Source organism: Acinetobacter sp. FL (assembly GCF_040744925.1).
GTDB lineage: Bacteria > Pseudomonadota > Gammaproteobacteria > Pseudomonadales > Moraxellaceae > Acinetobacter > Acinetobacter radioresistens.
Window position 1 is genome coordinate 2,553,401 of the sequence record NZ_CP160437.1, and the last position, 21,623, is coordinate 2,575,023.

The window sequence follows — 21,623 nt, forward strand, 5'->3', positions numbered from 1 at the left end:
TTTTTTATTTAGAAAAATAAACTTTTAATGAAGACGAATACTTCGAGGAGCAGGTAATTGCATTTCTCTAAATACTTCGGGTTGCTGTAAATACAGCTGATATAAATAGTTTTTAAGATCAAGTAAAAATTTTTCTGGTCGAACCAGAATATTTTGTCCCTCTGGTGTCAGATCTAAAGACAGATGTGTGTCATTTACCCTCAGATAAGGCAGAACTTTTCCAATCAAATCTTTTAATGTAATTTCATGAATCTTATAGTTTTCCCACTGATCTTTTATTAACAATCTTGCCAGACTTCTACTTTGCCAGGCGGGAAATGCCTGCTGACCTGAAGGCGTTGCGCAGAGTGCCCATCCTTCATGATAAAGCGCAATAATCATACGTTGCGCGATAATATTTTGAATAAATTGCTGATAGTTCTCGAGCACCGAATAAGGTTTTTGCTGATTTTTTGATACAGTTTTACGCTGATAAGGGTTTTTCATAATTATTAGTTATATTAAGAATATTTTTAGATAATCTTAGGGGAACAAATAATGTTTTGCAACTGAATAGGATATATGGTGGGCGCTGACGGGATCGAACCGCCGACATTCTGCTTGTAAGGCAGACGCTCTACCAACTGAGCTAAGCGCCCTGAGAAATAGCATAGCTATTAGAGATAGTAGCATAAGCAGTTATGCTTATACACTGATTAATATCTTAATCTCAGGAAATTAGGATACCAAATTTTATGAAATGGCGCAGCGGACGGGGCTCGAACCCGCGACCCCCGGCGTGACAGGCCGGTATTCTAACCAACTGAACTACCGCTGCATCACATTACATTATTTAAAATAATGTAAAAGTCACTAAGTTATGGTGGGCGCTGACGGGATCGAACCGCCGACATTCTGCTTGTAAGGCAGACGCTCTACCAACTGAGCTAAGCGCCCTCAATAGGATTTGCATAAATGGCGCAGCGGACGGGGCTCGAACCCGCGACCCCCGGCGTGACAGGCCGGTATTCTAACCAACTGAACTACCGCTGCATTTGCACAATGTCGCTATTGTGGTACAAACTCTGAAATCTTAAGTGGCGCAGCGGACGGGGCTCGAACCCGCGACCCCCGGCGTGACAGGCCGGTATTCTAACCAACTGAACTACCGCTGCACGAAAGATCACAACATAAAGGCTTGGTGGGCGCTGACGGGATCGAACCGCCGACATTCTGCTTGTAAGGCAGACGCTCTACCAACTGAGCTAAGCGCCCTTTAGGTCTTCATCGTTTGTGAGGTGCATTATAGAGAATCCTCATCTGGTGTCAAACGCTTTTCTATCTGTTTTCATAAAAATACTTTCGAATGATTAAAAAATAGGTAAATTAAAGGAAAAACAATGTTTTTTGTATTTTATTTAAACATTTCTCTAAAAAATTAGAGGTGTTTATACAGTCTATTTTTACTTATATCTGATAAATATAATGTGACTTATGTATTGTTTAAATTAATTCAAGCGGTGTTTCTGAGAGAAAAACTAAAGCCTGCTCGGGCACTAAATCAAAAAGCTCAATGATTTCTTCATTACGCATACGAATACAGCCATGTGACATCGGAATACCCATCGGCTCAGTATCTGGTGTACCATGAATATAAATATAGCGCTGGAAGGTATCCCGCCCTTCTCCCTGATTAAAACCAGGCTCAAGCCCATGTAACCAGAGTATGCGTGTTAGAATCCAGTCTCTTTGTGGGAACTGAGCAGCCAGTTCAGGACTATAAATCTCATCAGTAAACTGACGTGCAATAAACACTGAATTTTTAGGATGTTCCGCCCCAATTTTTTTTTCTATACGATGCCAACCTCGTGGAGTCTGGCCTGTATTTTCCTGCTCACCTACTCCATTTTTACCAGAAGAAATGGCATAACACTTTTTTAGTTTAGGAAGATGAAGCTTCTGCTGTGCCAGATCAATTAACAGATCTGCCTGATCCAAGGTATAGCTAGACATTTTTTACTCAATTTCTCCCGGTACTTTTTTTTCGATGGACTGTAAAGGTCGATCTTGAGGCTCAGGACGCATCCATAACCAGATGGCCACAACCAGCATGATGCCATCTGTAAAGATTTTGACAAGCAGTGGTGCATTAGTAAATAGCATAATAATACCGCTTATTAACATCATGATACTGGCCAACCATTTCGCTTTACGCGGAACAGTGCCATTAGCTCTCCAAGCCCTGAGCGTTGGCCCATATTTTGGATGATTCAGTAACCAGTTATCCATTTGTGGCCAGCCTTTAGACGCAGCCCATGCAGCAAGTATTAAAAACACTGTCGTTGGCATGCCGGGTAAAATTGCCCCTATCAGTCCAAGTACAATAAAAATCAGTACCAGACTTCGCCAAAACAATGTTCTCATATCTCTTTCCTAATCCCGCAATTGCGCTAGTATAAAGTGTTTTATATGCGCACTATATTTTTATTCTGCGCGTTTTCTTATGATATTTATGGGCGGACTATGTATATGTTTGGTGATCAGCAGGCTTATTTTGAACCATGGTTACAATTTAAGCATCCTGCCATACGTCAGCTGGCTTTTAGTCTAGCCAGTCCGAATATTCTTAAAAGCCTGCCACAAGAACTCATAATTAAGCATCATTTTAATTTGCATAGTGACCATATCTGGCAAAAATATTTCCAAGCCTATTTGCCCCGTTTAAAACAGCTTGACCAGCAACCTGAACCACTTGAGCACTTCCTTCGACAGCTTAAAAGTACGCGCCTAGGACTACGTTTTGAAATGCTGATCTGGTTCTGGCTACTTGATCATGCATATCATCCATATCGTTTACTTGGACATAGCATCCAGATTATTGATGGACCAAAAACAATTGGTGAGCTGGATTTTTTAATTCTAAATACCGAAACGGGAAAAACAGAACATTGGGAAGTGGCTTTAAAATATTATCTGGCTGAAAGAGAACCTTCTTTGGCATCGTGGTTTGGTCTTAACCGTAGTGATACCTTATTACGCAAACTAAATCACTTTACGCAGAAACAGTTCCAGTTTGAAGAGGTATCAGGACATCTCATTCAAGAGCGCTACGCTATTCTCAAGGGACAACTTTACTTCCCCTTAAAAAACTGGCCTGACTCTTCTGAGCCCTTTTCAACCTGGATTAATTTATCTCGTAGATTTGGAGGATGGGCTGATTATATTCCCCAGCAAGACTACTATCGTCTACAGCGACAGGAGTGGTTATGTCCGGATCAGGTGCAAAGTTCGGACAGGGCTTTATGGTGGACTCAAGGTTTATATTATTCTGATCATGCATCTCCGCAGTTCTTTATGTACCGTCTACCTCCCTTACTCAAAACCTCTAATAATGTTTAAAAAATGCAATATAAATAAGTGATTTATCTTTTTCTGAAACATTTCATAACGTTTCTACTATCAAAACATAATGTTATTTATTAAGCATATTTTTTAGCCTGAGTGAACATCAAAATAAATCTAACTTGGAGATGATGATGAAAAAAATTTTAGCTGCTTCAATGTTTTTGGCAATTGTACTGACTGGTTGTAACACAGTAAAAGGCTTGGGCGAGGATGTTTCTAGTGCAGGAAGTGCTGTATCCAATACTGCAGAAGATACTAAACAAAAACTTTAATTTTGCTATCAGTTTTTCAAAAAACCTTATCTACGGATAGGGTTTCCTAATTTTATACAGACTAGGTTTGTTCTAATTAAACTCCCTTTCAATTACATATTCCCCTATTATATCGGCAAGTTTTAAAGACATTGATCTCCGGTATGACTTCATCATCAGACACTCTCGACCTTAGCCTGCAACTTTTGCGCCAGCCCTCAGTTACTCCTGTAGACCATAACTGCCAGAATATTATGGCTGAACGTTTATCAAAGGTCGGTTTTCATATAGAAAACATGCGCTTTGAAGACGTAGATAATTTATGGGCCCGTCGTGGTACTAAAGACCCAGTTTTCTGTTTTGCAGGACACACTGATGTGGTGCCCACTGGAAGCCTGGATGCCTGGAATTCTGATCCGTTTATTCCTGAAATACGTGATGGTAAGCTATATGGTCGTGGTAGTGCCGATATGAAAACAGCTCTGGCAGCGATGGTAATCGCTTCAGAACGTTTTGTTGCCAAGTATCCTGATCATAAAGGCTCAATTGCTTTTTTAATTACTTCTGATGAAGAAGGTCCTTCAATAAATGGGACCGTAAAGGTAGTAGAAACACTTGAGTCCCGTAATGAAAAAATGACCTGGTGTCTGGTGGGCGAGCCGTCTAGTACTCATCAGCTGGGTGATATCATTAAGAATGGTCGTAGGGGCTCTCTAAATGGTGTTTTAACTGTTAAGGGTAAACAGGGACATGTAGCATATCCACATCTGGCGATTAACCCGATTCATACAGCTTCTGCAGCGCTTGCAGAGCTATGTGAGACCGTATGGGACAGCGGGAATGAGTATTTTCCAGCAACCTCTTTCCAGATTTCCAATATCCAAGCTGGTACCGGTGCAACCAATGTAGTGCCTGGCACAATGACAGTTACATTTAATTTTCGTTATTCTACTGAAGTGACCGCAGATGAGCTTAAAGCACGAGTAATTGCTATTTTACAGTATCATCAGGTTGATTTTGATATTAAGTGGACCTTATCTGGCTTACCTTTCCTGACACCCGTGGGGGAGCTCGTAAACGCTGCTGTACAAGCGATACATGAGGTTAATGGTGTAGAAGCCAAGCTTTCAACCAGCGGTGGTACTTCAGATGGACGTTTTATTGCTCCAACTGGTGCACAGGTACTGGAGCTTGGGGTATTGAATGCCAGTATCCACCAAATTGATGAACACGTAAATGTAGACGATCTGGAACCGCTAGCAGAGATTTATGAAAAAATCCTGATACAGCTCCTGAGCTGATGAATATAAGATAAACAAAAAAGGAACCCTGTCGGTTCCTCTTTTGTTTCAAATGAATTTTTAGAATGTCTTATGACTTAACTGGTTTTGAATCTCGTTCAGGTTGGGAACCTGAAAAATCTGGTCTCCCATACGTACATACTGATAAATATTTGAATCATCAAAAGGCTGTTCTTCATCGACCACCTCTGAAATCCGCAGTCTGATAGTCTGAGGCATTTCATCACAGATCAAGGCAAAGCGCTGATCTACCTGCTCTCCTTCTATTACCAGTGCAACTGCTGTTTTAGCCGTAGGGCTATTTACCTTATAGACCGGAAGCTTAAAATCATGCCAATCAATATGATCGACGTTAATCGAACTATCAAGAGCAGACAATACAATATTCTGGGGTAGCAACATCGGTACCTGAGCATAGCATTGAATAATATAAGCATCGATAAAACCGGTCGATACTGTAATCAGGTGCTGTAACTCTTGTTGATCAATCTTTGCCAGAGTTGAATTCGCTTTGGTTTGACTCATCTTTTTTCTCCCGCGTTAGACCATAACCTCAAGTAACGCTTCAATATTGGCCAACAGGTCTGCTTCCTGGAAAGGTTTGCCCATATATTGCGTTGCTCCGAGTGCAAAAGCGCGCTCACGATGTTTCTCACCTGTACGTGAAGTAATCATAATAATTGGCATATTACGATGTACATCATGATGACGTACCAGATTAGTTACTTCAAAACCATCCATACGCGGCATTTCAATATCGAGCAGCATTAAATCAGGCTTAATACTTTCCAGCTGTTCAATCGCTTCAACACCATCTTTAGCGGTCACTACATCATAACCTTGACGCTCAAGCAATCGGCTGGTGACTTTGCGTACAGTGACTGAGTCATCAACGATCATAATCAGACGTCGTTCATCATTAAAGCGATGCAACTCACGAGATTCTTTTACTTCCTTGACACGTAATGAAGACTGTACCTGACGAGCAATATACTGCCCATCCAGAATGAGACAAACCTGTCCATCACCCAAAATTGTTGCACCAGCTACTGCACCTACGCTAGCCAGCTGTTGACCCACTGGTTTCACCACAATTTGTGCACGAGATCCGACCAGCTGGTCAACTAGTAACGCTACTGTCTGGCCACTGCTCCCTTTAATCAGCAGTACCGGCAGAGAGTGGGCTATACCGGTAAGACGAGGCAGAGACTGATTTGCTACAAACTCTGAAAGATAACGCAGCTTATAATACATATTGTCGATACGGAAAGTATCTTCTTTGCCAGCAAAATAGTCTTCCAGCATAGAAGGAGAGATACGCACAATACGTTCAATCTGCGCCAATGGTACAGCATATTGCTGGTCACCTGCTTTAACCATCAGGGCATCACTGATTGCTACTGTAGTTGGTACACGAATCGTAAATGTTGTACCCTGCCCCTGTACAGACTCGACCGTCACGTGACCACCCATCGCCTTGATACTGCTCTGTACCACATCCAGCCCTACACCACGACCAGAAATCTGGGTAATTTCTGCTGCAGTGCTTAAACCTGGATGGAAAATCAACTGGGCCAGCTCTTCAGCTTCCAGTTTTTGTTCCGCTCCAATCAGGCCTCGCTCTAGTGCTTTATTTTTCAGCTTGTCAAGATTAATACCTTGGCCATCATCTGTAAAAGTAATGATGACATCTGTACCTTGGCGATTAATATTTAGCTCAATACGGCCACTTTCAGGTTTCCCTTGCTTGAGACGCTGCTCAATGGTTTCAATACCATGATCAATTGCATTTCGCAGCATATGTTCAAGCGGGGTGACCAGTCGCTCTAAAATATTGCGGTCCAGCTCTCCTTCAGTGTTTTGAACAACGAGTTCTGCAGGACGGTTTAGTGCTGAAGAGGTCTGCCGTGCTATGCGCTGTAAACGCGGTAATAATCGAGAAAAGGGTACCAGACGGGTCCGCATCAGGTTTTCCTGAATCTCTGCCTGAATCCTTGACTGCTGTAATAGCAGACCTTCAGTATCACGTATTTTTTCAGATAATGTGGTTTTAAAGTCAAGTAAGTCAGATGCTGACTCAGCCAGTGATTTGGATAACTGATTTAGCGAAGAATACTGATCCATTTCTAAAGGATCAAAATCACTATAACGTGAATTCTCTGTACCATGCTTAGCAATAATCTGACTCTCAAGCTCACCCTCCATACGGCGTAACTGGTCAGCCAGTCGTTGAATAGCCAGTTCCATGTCGGAAAGAATAGAACCGACCTGTCCCACATCCATTTCAATACGGGAACGGTTGATGGAGTTTTCACCTGCAAGATCAATCATTTTCTCAACCAGATCGGCTGAAATCCGGATCATTTCATTATTTTCAGTCCGCTCTGTATTGTCCCATTCACCCATCATGGAAGGCGGTTCAGTACCATCACCATGCACGAATTCAAACAGACTGCCATCAGCTACGATATCATCTGCAGGAATCTGATTGATGAGCTGAGCAGGAATTTCAGTAAACTGGATCGAGTCCAAGCTGTGCTTCAAACTGTCAAAGTTTTCATACTGCTCTTTGAAGATAGCATTTTCCAACCAGCGTAAAGCAGTATGTAAAAGCGGGTCATAAACACTAGTGGTAAGATTGTGCAGACCAAATTGTTCAAAAGTATTTTCCAGCGCATAAGCAATCACGGCTACCGGCTCAAGCTCGGCCATCCGTGCGCCGCCCTTAAGACTATGAGCATTCCGTTGCAGCTGTAGTAACAGACTCCGGTTACTGCGCTCTTCTACCCATTGATCTAGTAATTTATGAGCGGTCTGTAACAGCTCTTCGGCTTCCTCGAGAAAAACTTCTTCAACAATTGATCTTACCTGTTCATCTGTTTGTAACTCTTCGGAATGCTCAGCGATTTCCGCATCCGCAAGTGTACAATCAGCTATATCTGATTCAATATTTTGGCTCGACTCGGACAGCTTCTCTTCTGCTACTTTTGGCTCAGCCGTAGTCACTAATACACCAGTGCTGATCGACTCAATATTTTTGAGGATTTCAATAGTTGCTGGCGCCGGGTAGTCAATCTGCTGTTCACGTAGTATCTGGATGCGTTCTGCCAGCTCATCCTGTACCAGCCGGATAATACTCATCAGTACAGTAGAGACCTGAACCTGCCCGTTAATAATTCGCTGATAAATGCTTTCCAGCTCATGTGCAATTAATCCCATATGGGTGGCCTGCACCATGTTTGCACCACCTTTTAAGGTATGCAAATAACGCATTAGATTGTTCAGAGCAGTAACTTGGCCTGATTCTTTTGTCCAATTGTTCAGGTCACTATCCATACCAGCCAGTAATTCTTCGGCCTCTTCCAAGAAGATATCGCGCAGATCAGCATCAGCAACCTGATTACTATGTTCAGAATGCATCAGCGCTTTATCAGCCGCTATACGTGCTGAAAGCTCTCCCAAGTTGAAAGTATGTTCCAAAACTGCTACGTCAACCGGAGCTTTAAAAGGCTCAGTAACAGTGGACAACTCTTCTACCTGTTGTATTTCTTGCTGTACAAATGCAGATAATTCTTCAAGCAGACTTTGATGAGCCGGGCTCAGGCTGACACGCTGTCCCGCTGCAAGCGTATCAAACAGATAAATCAGCTGCTGATGAGCTTGAGTATACAGTTCATATGCATAATCAAGATTTAATAGCTGCGGTTTTGCCAAGAGCTGCTGATAGCTCTGAAGTAGTTCTAACGTAAAATCATATACGCCTTGAGAGGCACGGTTTCGTGTATGTTCAACCAGTTCCTGTGCCTGCTTTACCAAAAGCTGTAAATATTCTGGATATTCGGTACGGGTACGCTGATCAAACTCGAACTCGGCATCTAGTAACTGGTTGATCTCAAGCTCGAGGAGCCTTGAAACCAGACCTTGAGGGTTCACGAGATCATCCACAGGTTCTTGATGAAATCCGTAGTTTTCCCAAGCATGATTAAAGGTCTGATAAACCCGTTCCAACTGTTCTATATTACATTCCTGTTTTAGAATGTAGAGATAATCCCTTACAAATTCAGCATAATGAGTAAGTAAAGCGGTTTCATTTGAAGTAGATACCAGCTCATCTTGCAGCATGGTTTTAAACAGATTTTCAATTTTACTACTTGCTTCAAATATGTGTTCTACCTGAGCCATGGCCGAGCTGCCACGCAAAGTATGTAAAGCGCGGATCAGAGCATTATAATTACTGCCCTGTTCATTATTATTCAAGAACTCATCAATAGTTGCCAGATGTTCTTCCGACTCTTCAAGAAATATCGCCAGTGTCTCGGCAGTTAATGAATCAAATTCCTCGTGAATTTCAAGCTTCTCTACACCTAGTGGTGGTAGAGTCTCTGCTGTATGTTCCACCAGCTCAAGCCCGGTGACTGTCTCAGGCGAACATAAGGTCCAGCTAAGCTCCAGCAATTCCTCAAGTGCCGGTGCAAGACTGCCCTGCTGTTGCAGTTGTTGCCCGATCAATACGAGGGGACGCAAATCAATCGCATGAGGCTGACTATTTTTAAAGTTATAAAATAACTTGTATTTGTAAATCTTAAAGACCAATTCTACATAACGACTGATCGCCAGGGTAAAAGCCTGTGTTTTAGCAATTATTCGATTCAAGAGATCTTCAACCGTCCAAGCTAACTCACCGGAACTTTTAGCTCCTACCATCCGGCCGGAGCCTTTTAAGGTATGAAAATAACGGCGAATACTGGTCAGCTTGTCCTGCTGCTCAGGCTGCTGTATCCACTGCTGGATCAAAACATCCAAATCAGTAAAGATTTCTTCTAGTTCTTCAACAAAAATTTCAAGAATCTCTGCATCTTGGTCAAGATAGCTATCTTCAGGAAGAGTCGTTGTTCCAATCAGGTCTTTTAGTATTTGTTTCATAGCTAAAACTTCTTCGTTTCTTCTACCAAGACCGGCAGAAAACTATTTTGTAACCATCATGCAAGACGTTACTTTCGAACACGAATTCATCTTGTCGATGCGCTTAGTGCCTGTGACAGCAACCTGCTTCAGGGGCTGCTGTCTGGTTTTCTATTTTTATTGAGATTATTCAGGCAGTTTAAAGTCAGTTACAGATTCACGTAGTGACTCTGCCATACTGGCCAGCTCTGATACTGAACGTGCAGTATCAAAAGTAGCGCTGGTGGTCTGCGAGGTAATTTCCTGTACGATACTCATGGTACTGGAAATATGACCTGCTGAAGCAGCCTGTAACTTTGCAGCATCAGAAATGCTCGCAATCAGTTTTGCCAGATCGCCTGATACTTTCTGAATTTCATCCAGTGCAATACCCGCATCTTTTGCCAGATTGGCACCGCGTACTACCTCGGCTGTGGTCTGCTCCATCGAGATTACTGCTTCATTGGTATCGGCCTGAATGGTTTTTACCAGTGTCTCGATCTGTTTCGTTGCAGAGGTTGAGCGCTCTGCAAGACGCTGTACTTCATCGGCAACCACAGCAAAGCCACGGCCTGCTTCACCAGCCATCGATGCCTGAATAGCCGCATTCAATGCCAGAATGTTTGTCTGGTCTGCAATATCATTGATGAGGGAAACGATATTACCAATTTCCTGAGAAGACTCACCCAGACGCTTAATACGCTTTGATGTTTCCTGAATCTGTTCACGGATGGTATCCATCCCTTCAATAGAACGGTTTACAACATCTGCACCATTAGAAGCAATCTGTACTGAGCGCTGTGCAACCTCGGCAGATTCAGAAGCATTGGCAGATACCTGGTCAATTGAGGTTGCCATTTCACTGATTGCACTGGAAGCGCCGGCAATTTCCTGAGCCTGATGTTCTGAAGCCTCAGCCAGCTGGTTAGTAATATTCTGCGTATTTTGGGTATAACGTGATACTTCTTGCGAGGTTTCATTGATACGTGATACCAGATCACGTAACTGGTCGATCGCAAAGTTAATTGAGTCCGCAATCGCACCAGTAAAGTCTTCAGATACGGTTGCATAAGAACGCAAGTCACCATCTGCAAGATCTGCAATTTCATCCAGCAGACGTAAAATTGCATTCTGGTTACGGTCGTATTCGTCCTGTAGGCGGGTCACACGCTGTTTATCCGTCGCTCCCCGCAGTGCCAGAAGTTTAATTACAGAGAAGATCAAGGCAGCAATTGACGCCAGCAGCAGAATTGCAAGCGCCACTTCTGCCCAGTTACTACTTGCCGACTCAGTCAGTTTGTTTAGAGCTGCCAGCAGTTCGTCAGATTGAGAGAAAATTTGTGCTGATGCCTGACGAACCTGAACAATCTGGTTGGAGTTATTTAGAACTGTCGCTGCAGCAGATTTTAAGACCGCATTATACTCATCTTGAATATTGGTTAGAGATTCACGTAATGCGGGGTCATTAATACGCTCTACACCTAGCTCACTACTGCCGTTCAGCTGTGCATTGAGATAAGTACCGAAAGTTTCAGTATCAGCATTGAAGTCGTCTGCAGATTCACGTGAGCTGTCATTACCTACAAGTACGGAACTGATCGAACGCAAGATACGTTCCGCGATAAATACCTGGTTTTTAGCAATAACTACCTGGCTACTACTCATATTTTGTCGTGCCATCTGGTCGACTAGCAGGTTATATTCTGCCTGAATACCTGGAATGATTTCAGAAATAGCAATATTGGTATCGTAGAGTTTGTTAATAATTTTCTGCTGGCTGGTAATCTGGTCAATATTTCGAGATACCGCATTCCAGGTCTGTTCAACCTGCCGGACCTCGGCATCAGTTGAGCCATGAATATCCTGTACAGTTTCTAGATTTTCAGCAAAGCGCGCCTGTGACTGTGACAGGGTTTTAATGGACTCAGGCGTTCCAGAAGCAGTCGCCTCGGTTGCTTGACGGGAAATAGTTTGCGACAGTAGACGCAATTCACCCAAACTACGAGTTAACTCATTATGACGAGGTACGCTATAGAATAAAAACAGTAAAAGAATAACGGATAGAATTAAAGATAATGCTGCCCCATAAATAAACGGTTTAGATTTGGAACTATCTCCAAATAACCGTGCAAAGTCTTCGACTTGTGTCTGTATTTTGGTTAAAAACGCATTACTGCTGTGAGCAGCACCGCTTTCTCCCGTATTTTTCTTTTTGAGTTTAAAGCCCATACAGCCTCTCCCCTGAAAACGCTTTTATTGAGTAGGCGCGTCAAATTAGTTTATAAATTTTGTAGATGCGTTCATGTACTGTGAGTCTTTCAATAAACGGCTGAATAAAAACACATGCCAATGCTGGTTATGCTGATAAAAATAACCCTGACAATATGGATTTAACTGAACCTCCAGTCCGTCATTCTTTGAAAAAAAACTTTGTTTGTTAAAATGCTGAATCCCCAAGACCCGATCGACCACCACACCCACATATTGTTCATTATGACTAATGCAGAGTACTTTTTGAGTAGGTGAGAAATTGCTGCGTTGACCAGATATAAACTGTGCCAAGTCAGCCACACAAAGTAGTCTTCCCCGAATATTAGCCAGTCCACGTACCCAAGGCTGAGTATTAGGGACTGCGGTATACTTTGGAGGATAAATAACCTCAGAAACTTCCCCAAGTGGAGCAACAAAATATTGCCCCAGCATTTCAAAAGCAATACCTGACCACCGGTTTACTTCATTATTGCTGGCAGCATAGCTACGGTTGCCACGCTTTGCCAGTCGAAGTAATTCGATAAATCCATTTGCTGCCATAGCACTATCCTGCGTTGAGGTATTGTTGGATTACTTCGATTAGTTTATTTTCATCAACAGGTTTGGTTAGATAGTCACGGGCGCCTTGACGCTTGCCCCAAACCCGGTCAGTTGCCTGGTCTTTTGTACTGACAATGACCACCGGGATATCTTTAGTTGTTTCACCACGAGCAATCTGACGAGTTGCCTGAAAACCGTTAACACCCGGCATCACCACATCCATCAATACCAAGTCTGGTAATTCTGCCTGGGCAATAGTTACCCCATCTGCGCCATTAGTCGCTTCAAGAACCTCATAACCATGCTTGGTCAAGATCTCTTTAAAACGGAAAGTTTCGGTAGGTGAATCATCAACAATCAAGATACGAGCCATTTTCTTCCCCAAGTTCTTTTTCTAGACACTGACATGATTACGTATTGCATTGAGCAATTCGTCTTTACTAAACGGTTTGGTCAGATATTCATCCGAACCCACTACACGACCTTTAGCCTGATCAAATAGCCCATCTTTACTAGACAGCATAATGACCGGTATATTCTGATAATTTTGTGAGTTTTTAATCAGTGCACAGGTCTGGTAACCATCTAGACGCGGCATCATGATATCGACAAAGACAATATCAGGATTGGCTTCGGCAATCTTGGACAATGCTTCAAAACCATCAACTGCGGTAATTACCTCACAGCCCTCACGTTGCAGCAAAGTTTCTGCTGTACGGCGAATAGTTTTTGAATCATCGATTACCATAACCTTAAGGTTTTGAAACTTGTCTTCCATCTAATCGGCCTTCCCGCTTATTCAACATAATATTTGACGGATTAATTTTTACAGTTATTCAACTTTTTTAACATAAATTTACTTGTATTTCCAATGAACATTTTAAGTATAGCTTTACAGGGTGTCATTTAAATCAATAAGATAATTTATGTTTTTATCAGAAACTGGTTTTTTTTGCCTATACCGTATTTTTAACTGCAAAAATCAGCTCTAATATAACAATTTTATTACTGAAAGATAAGTGCTTCGGTCCAGTGTGTTGGGGAATTTTATGGTGTTACATGCTATAGCTAAAAGTTGCTGGATACGAACGAAAAATATAACCCGTGAGTTTTTGATAGTTTGCAGCCTGAGCTGCCTGTCTATTCCAGTAATTGCAAATGCCACTGAAACACCTAAAGCGGCGTGGTACCGTTATTATGATAATAATGGTATTGCCAATATTAGTACCTCGGTGACTCCGGCCCATATTCGTTATGGATATGAAGCACTAGATCAGAATATGCAGGTTATTCAACGCAGTCGGCCCTACAATGTAGATAAAGACATAAAGCAGGCTCCACAGCGCGCTGTTCAGGCCCGAGAGCGTGAACAGGACTTAAAACTTAAAAGAGCATATACCAACAGCCGGGTAGCTCAGGCTAAACGTGATGAACATTTAGCCAACCTCAAAAAACAGCTTGGTTTTCAGCAAGACCAGCTTCGACAATTACAGAGTGACCGGATCTATTTTAAACGGCAGGAAATGGATTATTTAAGGAAAGGCCAACCTGTACCTGCTGTCTTGAAAAATAGTCTGAACAGCAATTATCAGAATATTGTTCTCATTAAAAATAATATTACTTCTTTACAAACAAACTATCGCAATATCCAAGCCCAATACGACAGAATTATCTCACGTTTAAAAGCTATTGAATAATGTAAGCTTTTTTAGAGAAAAATAATTTAAAAGCATTATGCTGAACATAAGGATGAATATGCATGCGAGTAGCAACGCGTATATTGACTCTGCCTACTCTTGACCTTATTCCCAGAATAAGCCTGTTATGTCTCTGTCTGGCTTTAATAGCCTGTGACAGGTCAGAACCTGTTGCAACACCGACCGAAGCCACTAAAATTGAACTGATTCCTCAAGATCTGATTCCGGTTAAAAGTGGTACTTTATTTAATAGAACGGCTTTTACTGGAACAATTAAAGCTGTAAATCAAAGCTCAATTCAGGCACAAATTACAGCAACTGCCACTCAAGTGAATGCATCCGTAGGTCAGTCTGTTCATAAAGGCCAAGTGCTAGTGCAGCTTAATAATCAGGATAATGCTGCCAGACTGGCTCAAGCACAAGCTAATTTAGCCTCTACCCGTGCTCAGGCTGAACAGAGTCGTTTAATGGTTGAACGTAAACGTCGCCTGTTTAATCAAGGATTTATCTCCAAGGTAGAGTATGAAGAAGCCCAGGTTGACTATAGAGGTCAGCAGGAAAACGTCAGAGCTCAACAGGCGAATGTAGATATTGCACAAAAAGCTGACCGGGACGGTATTTTACGCAGTCCGATTTCAGGTGTAATTACTGCACGCCAAGTGGAGCCGGGCCAGACAGTGAGCGCCGGTCAGACCTTATTTGAAATTGTTGATCCTAGCCAGCTGGAAATACAGGCATCCTTACCAGCTGATCAGCAGCAGGCCTTGAAAGTCGGCCAGAAAATCGAATACCAGATTCAGGGTAACCCGGCGCAGCTCACTGCAACCCTAAGCCGGATTTCACCAATTGCTAATCAGGTCAGCCGCCAGATTGAGTTCTTTGCACGACCAAATGAAGCCATTCAGTCCTTAAGTATGGGTGCTTTTGTTGAAGGTTATATCATTAGCAGTGACCAGCTTCAGGGTCAGCTTATACCTCTAGATGTGATTCAGAGCATAGACCAGAGCCCATATGTCTGGGCTATCCGCAATAATCGTATTACTAAGGTTCCTCTTACTCTCCTGCGTCAAGACTTCAGCAATAATACGGCTGTGGTAAAGGGACTGCAAAATACGGATGTGGTCAGCCGGGTCCAGTTTTCCACTGATCAGGTTAACCAGCCGGTCAGTATCAGCAAGCCTGCATCATAAGGATCTAGACATATGTGGTTTACGCGGATCAGTGTGAAGTACCCGGTCTTTACCATCATGATGATGTTATGTTTGATGGTGCTGGGACTGGCCTCATGGCAACGAATGGGTGTAGAAGAATATCCCGACGTAGATTTTCCCTTTGTAGTGGTGTATACCAGTTACCCAGGCGCATCCCCGGAAACGGTTGAGTCTGAAATTACAAAAAAAATGGAAGATCAGATTAACACCATTTCAGGCCTGAAAAAGCTTACCTCGACCTCAAGCGAAGGGCTTTCAACCATTGTGGCAGAATTTGACCTGGATATTTCATCCTCTGTAGCCGCACAAGACGTTCGCGATAAAATTGCATCAGTAACAGCACAGTTCAGGGATGAAATTGAAGATCCGGTAGTAGAGCGGTATGATCCGACCTCAAGTGCCATCATGTCGCTGGTATTCGAATCTAATAACATGTCATTAAAAGACCTGAGCTCTTATCTGGATCAGCGGATTTTACCGCAGTTAAGGACTGTAGAAGGAGTGGGTAATGTTAATCTGCTCGGCGATGCACAGCGACAAATCCGCATTGCAGTCGATCCAAAAAAGCTCCGAAGCTTTGGAGTCGGTATTGACCAGGTAATTAATACTTTAAAAAATGAGAATGTACAGATTCCAGGTGGAGCGTTGCAGCAACCTGACTCGGAACTGGTGGTTGAAATTCAGGCCAAGGTTCTCAATCCGTATCAGTTCGGCGAGCTTATTATAGCCAATAAACAAGGTACTCCAGTTTACCTAAAACAGGTTGCCACGATTACCGACTCTCAGGCTGAAATGGAAACTGCGGCCTATTTAAATGGCAAGTCAGCAGTTGCCATTGATATTTTACGTAGTGCGGACGCCAATATTGTAGATGTGGTCAAAAATGCCTATCAGGTCATTGACCGGATCGAGCAACAGTTACCGGCAGGTACTACGCTAAAAGTAGTAGTTGATAACTCAGAATCAATTCAATCTACCATTAAGGACGTTGCCCGCACCATTGTAGAGGGGGCGGTACTGGCAATTATTATTGTACTGTTGTTTTTAGGTTCTTTCCGCTCTACTGTCATTACTGGTTTAACTCTGCCGATTGCCTTGCTTGGAACACTAACCTTTATCTGGGCATTTGGTTTTACTATCAATATGATGACTCTGCTGGCACTCTCTTTAAGTATCGGCTTACTAATTGATGATGCGATTGTAGTTCGGGAAAATATTGTCCGGCACAGTGATATGGGTAAAGATCATGTGACCGCAGCACTTGATGGTACTAAAGAAATTGGACTGGCAGTGCTGGCAACTACCCTTACCATTGTGGCTGTATTTTTGCCTGTCGCTTTCATGGGCGGCATTATTGGCCGTTTCTTCTATCAGTTTGGCGTTACTGTTAGTACCGCTGTCCTGATCTCCATGTTTGTCAGCTTTACTCTTGACCCGATGCTCTCTGCACACTGGGCTGAACGCAAAGACAGGCCTAAAAAACAGAACGCTTTAACCCGTTTTTTTGCATGGACTTCTAAAAAGCTGGATGACCTGACAGCAGTTTATGAAAAGTTGCTCAGGTTAGCCTTACGCTTTCGCCTGTTAACAGTATTGATTGCTGTACTTTCTTTATTTGGGGCGTTTGCCTTGTCAAAACTGATCGGTACTGAATTTGTACCTACACCTGACAAAGGTTCTATTCGGGTAAAGTTTGAAACTCCGGTTGATGCCTCTTTGCAATATACCCAGGCAAAACTGCAACAGGTCGAAAATATTATTCGGCAGCACCCGGAAGTACAGACCACATATGGCGTAATTAACGGTATGACTGACCGCGGAAAAAACCACGGCAGCATCCGGGTGACTGTTACGCCAAGACACGAACGTGAACAAACCTTAAATGATCTGAATAATGACCTGCGTAACCGGTTACAACAGGTCGGTGGTATTACTATTACTTCAGTGGCATCGGCAGATGAGGTCGTTTCCGGTGGACGCAAACCTATCCAGATTTCAATCAAAGGGCCCGATCTGGATGAACTCCAGAGAATATCCGACCGTTTTATGGCAGAAATGAAAAAAATTAATGGTGTGGTTGATCTTGAAACTTCTCTTAAAGAGCCAAAACCTACACTCTCTGTCAGTATTAATCGCGTCTTGGCCAGTGATTTAGGACTATCAGTGAACCAGATTGCAAATGTCGTACGTCCACTAATTGCAGGTGATAACGTCACAACTTGGGAAGATGAACGTGGTGAGAACTATGACGTCAATCTACGCCTGAGTGAAAATGCGCGCACTCTGCCAAGTGATATCCAGAATATGTATATTAATTCAGAAAAACTCGATAATAACAACCAGAATATTCTGGTTCCGCTAGCAACGGTCGCAAGCTTCAAGGAAACTTCAGGTGCGTCCCAGATTAACCGCCGTGAATTGTCCCGTGAAGTGCTGATTGAAGCGAATACTTCAGGCCGCCCTGCTGGCGATATTGGCCGGGATATTGATGCCATGCAAGCCCAGTTCAAACTGCCGCCCGGCTATAGTTTCGACACAGAAGGCGCCAATGCAGATATGGCTGAATCTTTAGGATATGCAATCACTGCAATTACCTTATCCATTGTATTTATCTATATTGTTTTAGGTTCACAGTTTAATAGCTTTATTCATCCGGCTGCTATTATGGCTTCTCTCCCCCTTTCACTGATTGGGGTATTCTTGGCCCTCTATTTATTTAACTCGACCATGAACCTGTTCTCGATTATCGGTATCATCATGTTAATGGGACTGGTGACCAAAAATGCCATTTTGCTGATTGATTTTATTAAAAAAGGAATTGAAAGTGGAATGGACCGCTACGATGCCATTATTGCTGCGGGTACAACACGCTTGAGACCCATTCTGATGACAACTAGCGCTATGGTCATGGGGATGGTACCGCTCGCACTGGGCTTAGGTGAAAGTGGTGAACAGAGTTCGCCCATGGCCCATGCTGTAATTGGTGGCGTAATTACCTCTACGTTGTTGACACTGGTCGTGGTTCCAGTCATTTTTACTTATCTGGATGATCTAAAGAACCTGATGATACGTCAATTCCGTAAATTAATGTCATAATCAGGCCATGAAAAAAATGAGATGAAATATTCATCTCATTTTTTGTCGTATAATCTTATTTTTACAATGCTCACTTTTAGGACTGTTTTCATGCGCGCAAGCCGCTTTCTATTTGCAACGTTAAGAGAAACCCCAAATGATGCAGAAGTTATTTCGCATCAGCTCATGTTAAGAGCGGGGATGATTCGTAAATTGGCTTCAGGGCTGTATACCTGGTTGCCGATGGGCGTACGTGTGCTGAATAAAGTAGAGGCGATTGTACGTGAAGAAATGAACAGGGCTGGTGCTCTGGAAACCTTTATGCCCGTAACCCAGCCTGCCAGTCTCTGGGAAGAATCTGGCCGTTATGTACAATATGGTCCGGAATTACTGCGTTTCAATGACCGTCATACTAACCCGTTTGTACTCGGTCCGACTCATGAAGAAGTAATCACTGACCTGGCGCGTAATGAGCTTAAAAGCTACAAGCAGTTGCCAATCAATTTTTACCAGATCCAGACCAAGTTTCGTGACGAAGTTCGACCGCGCTTTGGTGTTATGCGCTCACGTGAATTTATCATGAAAGATGCCTATTCTTTTCATGTTGACCAGGCATCCCTACAAGAAACCTATGATGTGATGTATGAAACTTACTGCCGGATCTTCAGTCGATTAGGACTCGATTTCCGTCCGGTACAAGCAGATACAGGTTCTATTGGTGGCTCAGGTTCACATGAGTTTCATGTGCTGGCTTCAAGTGGTGAAGATGATATCGCTTTCTCGACAGAGTCGGACTATGCAGCCAATATTGAAATGGCAGAGGCTATTTTAGTGGGAGAACGTGCAGCGCCTACTCAAGCACTCGAAATTGTAGACACGCCAAATCAAAAAACCATTGCAGATGTTTCAACTTTCTTGAACACTGATCCTGCCCATTCTGTTAAGGCACTCCTCGTGCAGGGTATCGCCGATGAAAAAGGTCACTCACCTGTAATTGCATTATTTTTGCGTGGTGACCATGAGCTTAATGAAATTAAAGCAGAGAAGCATCCACTGATTGCTGCACCGCTCACTTTCGCGACTGAAGAACAAATTGCCGCACTGGGCTTGACTGCTGGCTTCATTGGTCCCCAAGGGCTGGTCGAGAAAGGGCTTACCGTAATTGTTGACCGTGCTGCTTCAGTACTTTCAGATTTTGTTGCTGGAGCGAATGAAGCTGACAAACATGCAACTGGAGTGAACTGGGAACGTGATGCATCATTTACTGAAGTTTATGATTTGCGTAATGTGGTCGAGGGCGATCCATCTCCAGATGGCAAAGGTACTTTACAAATTAAGCGTGGTATTGAAGTCGGACATATTTTCCAGCTTGGTAAAAAATATTCTGAAGCGCTAGGCTGTAAAGTTTTGGGAGAAGATGGCAAGCCACTTACCGTTACTATGGGTTGTTATGGTATTGGGGTAACTCGTGTAATTGCTTCAGCAATTGAACAAAACTATGATGAAAAAGGTATCATTTGGCCTGCTGCCATTGCTCCTTTTGAAGTAGCGATTGTACCAATGAATGCCCATAAGTCGCCACGCACTCTGGAGGCCGCTGAAGCACTGTACATCGAACTACAAGCTCAAGGTTTTGATGTACTGCTAGATGACCGTAATGAGCGCCCAGGCGTTAAGTTCTCTGACCTGGAGCTCACTGGTATTCCACATCGAATTGTGATTGGTGAAAAAGGCTTGGATGCGGGTACTTTTGAATATAAAGGCCGTACTGATATAGAATCAGTTAACATTAACAAAGATGAATTACTGGCAAAACTTGCTAAATAGGTTTCCATAAAAAATCCCGCTCAATGCGGGATTTTTTTATTAGCAGAATTTAAGGCCACCGTAACAGTTGGAAATAGGCAGCTGACCTAAGTCCATAGGATCAATATTAACTGTTGCTCCTAATAAACCTCCAACCGCACTTGAAATAGGAAGTTTAACATTTGATCCGTCCATATTTAAATTTGCAAACTGCGTATCAGGAATAGACATCCACCAGCCTTTTTGAGCTGCATTTGCTTTCCAAGAGTTATCAGTTACATTTTGCCAAAAAATATCCTTATTCTGTAAAGATAGAGAAGCATTACTTGTTGCCCCCCCATTGCTATCTGCAATTACTAAGCGATGGACGGTACTAAATGGAATATCTTTCATATTGGTATCTAAATGAAGATTCTTTAATAATGGATAGCCTGCAATATTTAAAGTACTATTCGCGTCCATACCTAATAGATCAAATGTAGAGGAACGATTTACCACTAGAGTAGTAGCATAATCTGTAACTTTCGCATCTGCCGTCGATATTGGTAGTCCCAATAGGGTGACTTGGATGCCTTTAATATTAGCATTTGTAACTCTCACTCCAATATCACCACTTAAACTATTAATCCCCTTATCATCATTAAGTTTACTTAAATCTGAATTTCCACCTATACTCATCATACCTAAAGCTGAAAGTGCACCCAGACGGAAACCAGCCACTTGACGTGTGGCTGCTGAATTAGGATTATCAATAGCAAATTCAATGAAAGGATTATTTAAGACAAAATCTGAGTTTACATATGAACCATCTACAGGATTTATTCCAGTCAGAGCAATATTATCAATATCAATATCACAGCCTGCTCCCTTACTTCCCCCGCATCCTAACTGTAATTTCTTAATATTGGCATTCAGAGATAATTCAGCAGCCAGTCCTAAACGATAAAATCCCATATTGCTTTGCTGCATAGAGCCAGAGTTTATGCCTTGATTATATGTTAAATTTAATAAAGCCTGCCCTTCAACTTGTGAGAGGGCATTGTCATCTAACTCTGTCATCGCATATAGGGTTGAACTGCTTAATATAGAGACAAACAAAATACCTAAACCAGTCTTTTTCATTATCTTTCCTTATCTGTTCTTTTT

General features: G+C 42.6%; 17 protein-coding genes and 6 tRNA genes. 7 read left to right on the forward strand and 16 right to left on the reverse strand.

Features of this window, described 5'->3' with window-relative positions; genetic code table 11:
* Nucleotides 1–24: 24 nt before the first annotated feature.
* The 9 genes from ABZP31_RS11935 to ABZP31_RS11975 all read right to left on the reverse strand — a co-directional run bounded on the left by ABZP31_RS11935 (nt 25) and on the right by ABZP31_RS11975 (nt 2,403).
* On the reverse strand, nt 25–486 hold the full coding sequence (locus tag ABZP31_RS11935; RefSeq protein ID WP_005404351.1) for a DUF2750 domain-containing protein: 462 nt from the start codon (nt 484–486) through the stop codon (nt 25–27).
* 76 nt (nt 487–562) lie between these two features.
* A tRNA-Val gene (locus ABZP31_RS11940) sits at nt 563–638 on the reverse strand.
* 102 nt (nt 639–740) lie between these two features.
* Nucleotides 741–817 (reverse strand) — tRNA-Asp (locus tag ABZP31_RS11945).
* A gap of 43 nt (nt 818–860) precedes the next feature.
* Nucleotides 861–936 (reverse strand) — tRNA-Val (locus tag ABZP31_RS11950).
* A gap of 19 nt (nt 937–955) precedes the next feature.
* Nucleotides 956–1,032: transfer RNA gene (locus ABZP31_RS11955), tRNA-Asp, on the reverse strand.
* 45 nt (nt 1,033–1,077) lie between these two features.
* Nucleotides 1,078–1,154 (reverse strand) — tRNA-Asp (locus ABZP31_RS11960).
* Between the two features lie 24 nt (nt 1,155–1,178).
* Nucleotides 1,179–1,254, reverse strand: a tRNA-Val gene (locus tag ABZP31_RS11965).
* Between the two features lie 228 nt (nt 1,255–1,482).
* Nucleotides 1,483–1,992 carry a cell wall-recycling L,D-carboxypeptidase ElsL gene (elsL, locus tag ABZP31_RS11970; protein WP_005404350.1) on the reverse strand — a complete coding sequence of 170 codons (510 nt, stop codon included), beginning with the start codon at nt 1,990–1,992 and terminating at the stop codon, nt 1,483–1,485.
* Nucleotides 1,993–1,995: 3 nt separating this feature from the next.
* Nucleotides 1,996–2,403 carry a YbaN family protein gene (locus ABZP31_RS11975; protein WP_005404349.1) on the reverse strand — a complete coding sequence of 136 codons (408 nt, stop codon included), beginning with the start codon at nt 2,401–2,403 and terminating at the stop codon, nt 1,996–1,998.
* Between the two features lie 105 nt (nt 2,404–2,508).
* Here ABZP31_RS11975 and ABZP31_RS11980 point away from each other — a divergent pair, with 105 nt between their 5' ends.
* The 3 genes from ABZP31_RS11980 (at nt 2,509) to dapE (ending at nt 4,936) form a co-directional block, all read left to right on the forward strand.
* Complete coding sequence (locus ABZP31_RS11980; RefSeq protein WP_005027617.1) at nt 2,509–3,378, forward strand: DUF1853 family protein; 870 nt, start codon at nt 2,509–2,511, stop codon at nt 3,376–3,378.
* Between the two features lie 137 nt (nt 3,379–3,515).
* Nucleotides 3,516–3,656 carry an entericidin A/B family lipoprotein gene (locus ABZP31_RS11985; protein WP_005018775.1) on the forward strand — a complete coding sequence of 47 codons (141 nt, stop codon included), beginning with the start codon at nt 3,516–3,518 and terminating at the stop codon, nt 3,654–3,656.
* A 143-nt stretch (nt 3,657–3,799) separates the two neighbouring features.
* Entirely contained in the window at nt 3,800–4,936 is a 1,137-nt protein-coding gene (gene dapE / locus ABZP31_RS11990) for a succinyl-diaminopimelate desuccinylase (protein ID WP_005027619.1), read from the forward strand.
* Nucleotides 4,937–4,996: 60 nt separating this feature from the next.
* Here dapE and ABZP31_RS11995 read toward each other — a convergent pair whose 3' ends face one another.
* The 6 genes from ABZP31_RS11995 to pilG form a co-directional block, all read right to left on the reverse strand.
* Nucleotides 4,997–5,461 carry a hypothetical protein gene (locus ABZP31_RS11995; protein WP_005027621.1) on the reverse strand — a complete coding sequence of 155 codons (465 nt, stop codon included), beginning with the start codon at nt 5,459–5,461 and terminating at the stop codon, nt 4,997–4,999.
* Nucleotides 5,462–5,476: 15 nt separating this feature from the next.
* Complete coding sequence (locus tag ABZP31_RS12000) at nt 5,477–9,859, reverse strand: Hpt domain-containing protein (RefSeq protein WP_367156814.1); 4,383 nt, start codon at nt 9,857–9,859, stop codon at nt 5,477–5,479.
* A gap of 165 nt (nt 9,860–10,024) precedes the next feature.
* The gene (locus tag ABZP31_RS12005; protein ID WP_248134151.1) at nt 10,025–12,106 is read right to left on the reverse strand and encodes a methyl-accepting chemotaxis protein; all 2,082 of its coding nucleotides are present in this window, start codon (nt 12,104–12,106) and stop codon (nt 10,025–10,027) included.
* A 45-nt stretch (nt 12,107–12,151) separates the two neighbouring features.
* On the reverse strand, nt 12,152–12,688 hold the full coding sequence (locus ABZP31_RS12010; protein WP_005406522.1) for a chemotaxis protein CheW: 537 nt from the start codon (nt 12,686–12,688) through the stop codon (nt 12,152–12,154).
* Nucleotides 12,689–12,692: 4 nt separating this feature from the next.
* Nucleotides 12,693–13,061: a response regulator gene (locus tag ABZP31_RS12015; protein WP_005018768.1), complete on the reverse strand. Its 369-nt coding sequence runs from the start codon at nt 13,059–13,061 to the stop codon at nt 12,693–12,695.
* 21 nt (nt 13,062–13,082) lie between these two features.
* A complete protein-coding gene (gene pilG / locus ABZP31_RS12020; RefSeq protein ID WP_005018759.1) occupies nt 13,083–13,466 on the reverse strand; it encodes a twitching motility response regulator PilG in 384 nt (127 codons plus the stop codon).
* A gap of 337 nt (nt 13,467–13,803) precedes the next feature.
* Here pilG and ABZP31_RS12025 point away from each other — a divergent pair, with 337 nt between their 5' ends.
* From ABZP31_RS12025 to ABZP31_RS12040, 4 genes are all read left to right on the forward strand, one after another.
* On the forward strand, nt 13,804–14,385 hold the full coding sequence (locus ABZP31_RS12025) for a hypothetical protein (protein ID WP_248134202.1): 582 nt from the start codon (nt 13,804–13,806) through the stop codon (nt 14,383–14,385).
* 62 nt (nt 14,386–14,447) lie between these two features.
* The gene (locus tag ABZP31_RS12030; protein ID WP_248088164.1) at nt 14,448–15,575 is read left to right on the forward strand and encodes an efflux RND transporter periplasmic adaptor subunit; all 1,128 of its coding nucleotides are present in this window, start codon (nt 14,448–14,450) and stop codon (nt 15,573–15,575) included.
* Nucleotides 15,576–15,587: 12 nt separating this feature from the next.
* Nucleotides 15,588–18,692 (forward strand): efflux RND transporter permease subunit, encoded by a 3,105-nt coding sequence (locus ABZP31_RS12035; protein WP_248088162.1) that lies wholly within the window; start codon nt 15,588–15,590, stop codon nt 18,690–18,692.
* Between the two features lie 90 nt (nt 18,693–18,782).
* Complete coding sequence (locus ABZP31_RS12040; protein ID WP_005018749.1) at nt 18,783–20,498, forward strand: proline--tRNA ligase; 1,716 nt, start codon at nt 18,783–18,785, stop codon at nt 20,496–20,498.
* A 39-nt stretch (nt 20,499–20,537) separates the two neighbouring features.
* Here the strand turns inward: ABZP31_RS12040 and ABZP31_RS12045 are convergent, their stop codons facing one another.
* Nucleotides 20,538–21,599 carry a hypothetical protein gene (locus ABZP31_RS12045; protein ID WP_005018748.1) on the reverse strand — a complete coding sequence of 354 codons (1,062 nt, stop codon included), beginning with the start codon at nt 21,597–21,599 and terminating at the stop codon, nt 20,538–20,540.
* Between the last annotated feature and the right edge of the window lie 24 nt (nt 21,600–21,623).

Bases quoted from the DNA above. Each gene is read 5' to 3' on its own strand.
- ABZP31_RS11935 (WP_005404351.1), bottom strand. From the start codon at position 486: ATGAAAAACCCTTATCAGCGTAAAACTGTATCAAAAAATCAGCAAAAA.
- elsL (WP_005404350.1), bottom strand. From the start codon at position 1,992: ATGTCTAGCTATACCTTGGATCAGGCAGATCTGTTAATTGATCTGGCA.
- ABZP31_RS11975 (WP_005404349.1), bottom strand. From the start codon at position 2,403: ATGAGAACATTGTTTTGGCGAAGTCTGGTACTGATTTTTATTGTACTT.
- ABZP31_RS11980 (WP_005027617.1), top strand. From the start codon at position 2,509: ATGTTTGGTGATCAGCAGGCTTATTTTGAACCATGGTTACAATTTAAG.
- ABZP31_RS11985 (WP_005018775.1), top strand. From the start codon at position 3,516: ATGAAAAAAATTTTAGCTGCTTCAATGTTTTTGGCAATTGTACTGACT.
- dapE (WP_005027619.1), top strand. From the start codon at position 3,800: ATGACTTCATCATCAGACACTCTCGACCTTAGCCTGCAACTTTTGCGC.
- ABZP31_RS11995 (WP_005027621.1), bottom strand. From the start codon at position 5,461: ATGAGTCAAACCAAAGCGAATTCAACTCTGGCAAAGATTGATCAACAA.
- ABZP31_RS12000 (WP_367156814.1), bottom strand. From the start codon at position 9,859: ATGAAACAAATACTAAAAGACCTGATTGGAACAACGACTCTTCCTGAA.
- ABZP31_RS12005 (WP_248134151.1), bottom strand. From the start codon at position 12,106: ATGGGCTTTAAACTCAAAAAGAAAAATACGGGAGAAAGCGGTGCTGCT.
- ABZP31_RS12010 (WP_005406522.1), bottom strand. From the start codon at position 12,688: ATGGCAGCAAATGGATTTATCGAATTACTTCGACTGGCAAAGCGTGGC.
- ABZP31_RS12015 (WP_005018768.1), bottom strand. From the start codon at position 13,061: ATGGCTCGTATCTTGATTGTTGATGATTCACCTACCGAAACTTTCCGT.
- pilG (WP_005018759.1), bottom strand. From the start codon at position 13,466: ATGGAAGACAAGTTTCAAAACCTTAAGGTTATGGTAATCGATGATTCA.
- ABZP31_RS12030 (WP_248088164.1), top strand. From the start codon at position 14,448: ATGCGAGTAGCAACGCGTATATTGACTCTGCCTACTCTTGACCTTATT.
- ABZP31_RS12035 (WP_248088162.1), top strand. From the start codon at position 15,588: ATGTGGTTTACGCGGATCAGTGTGAAGTACCCGGTCTTTACCATCATG.
- ABZP31_RS12040 (WP_005018749.1), top strand. From the start codon at position 18,783: ATGCGCGCAAGCCGCTTTCTATTTGCAACGTTAAGAGAAACCCCAAAT.
- ABZP31_RS12045 (WP_005018748.1), bottom strand. From the start codon at position 21,599: ATGAAAAAGACTGGTTTAGGTATTTTGTTTGTCTCTATATTAAGCAGT.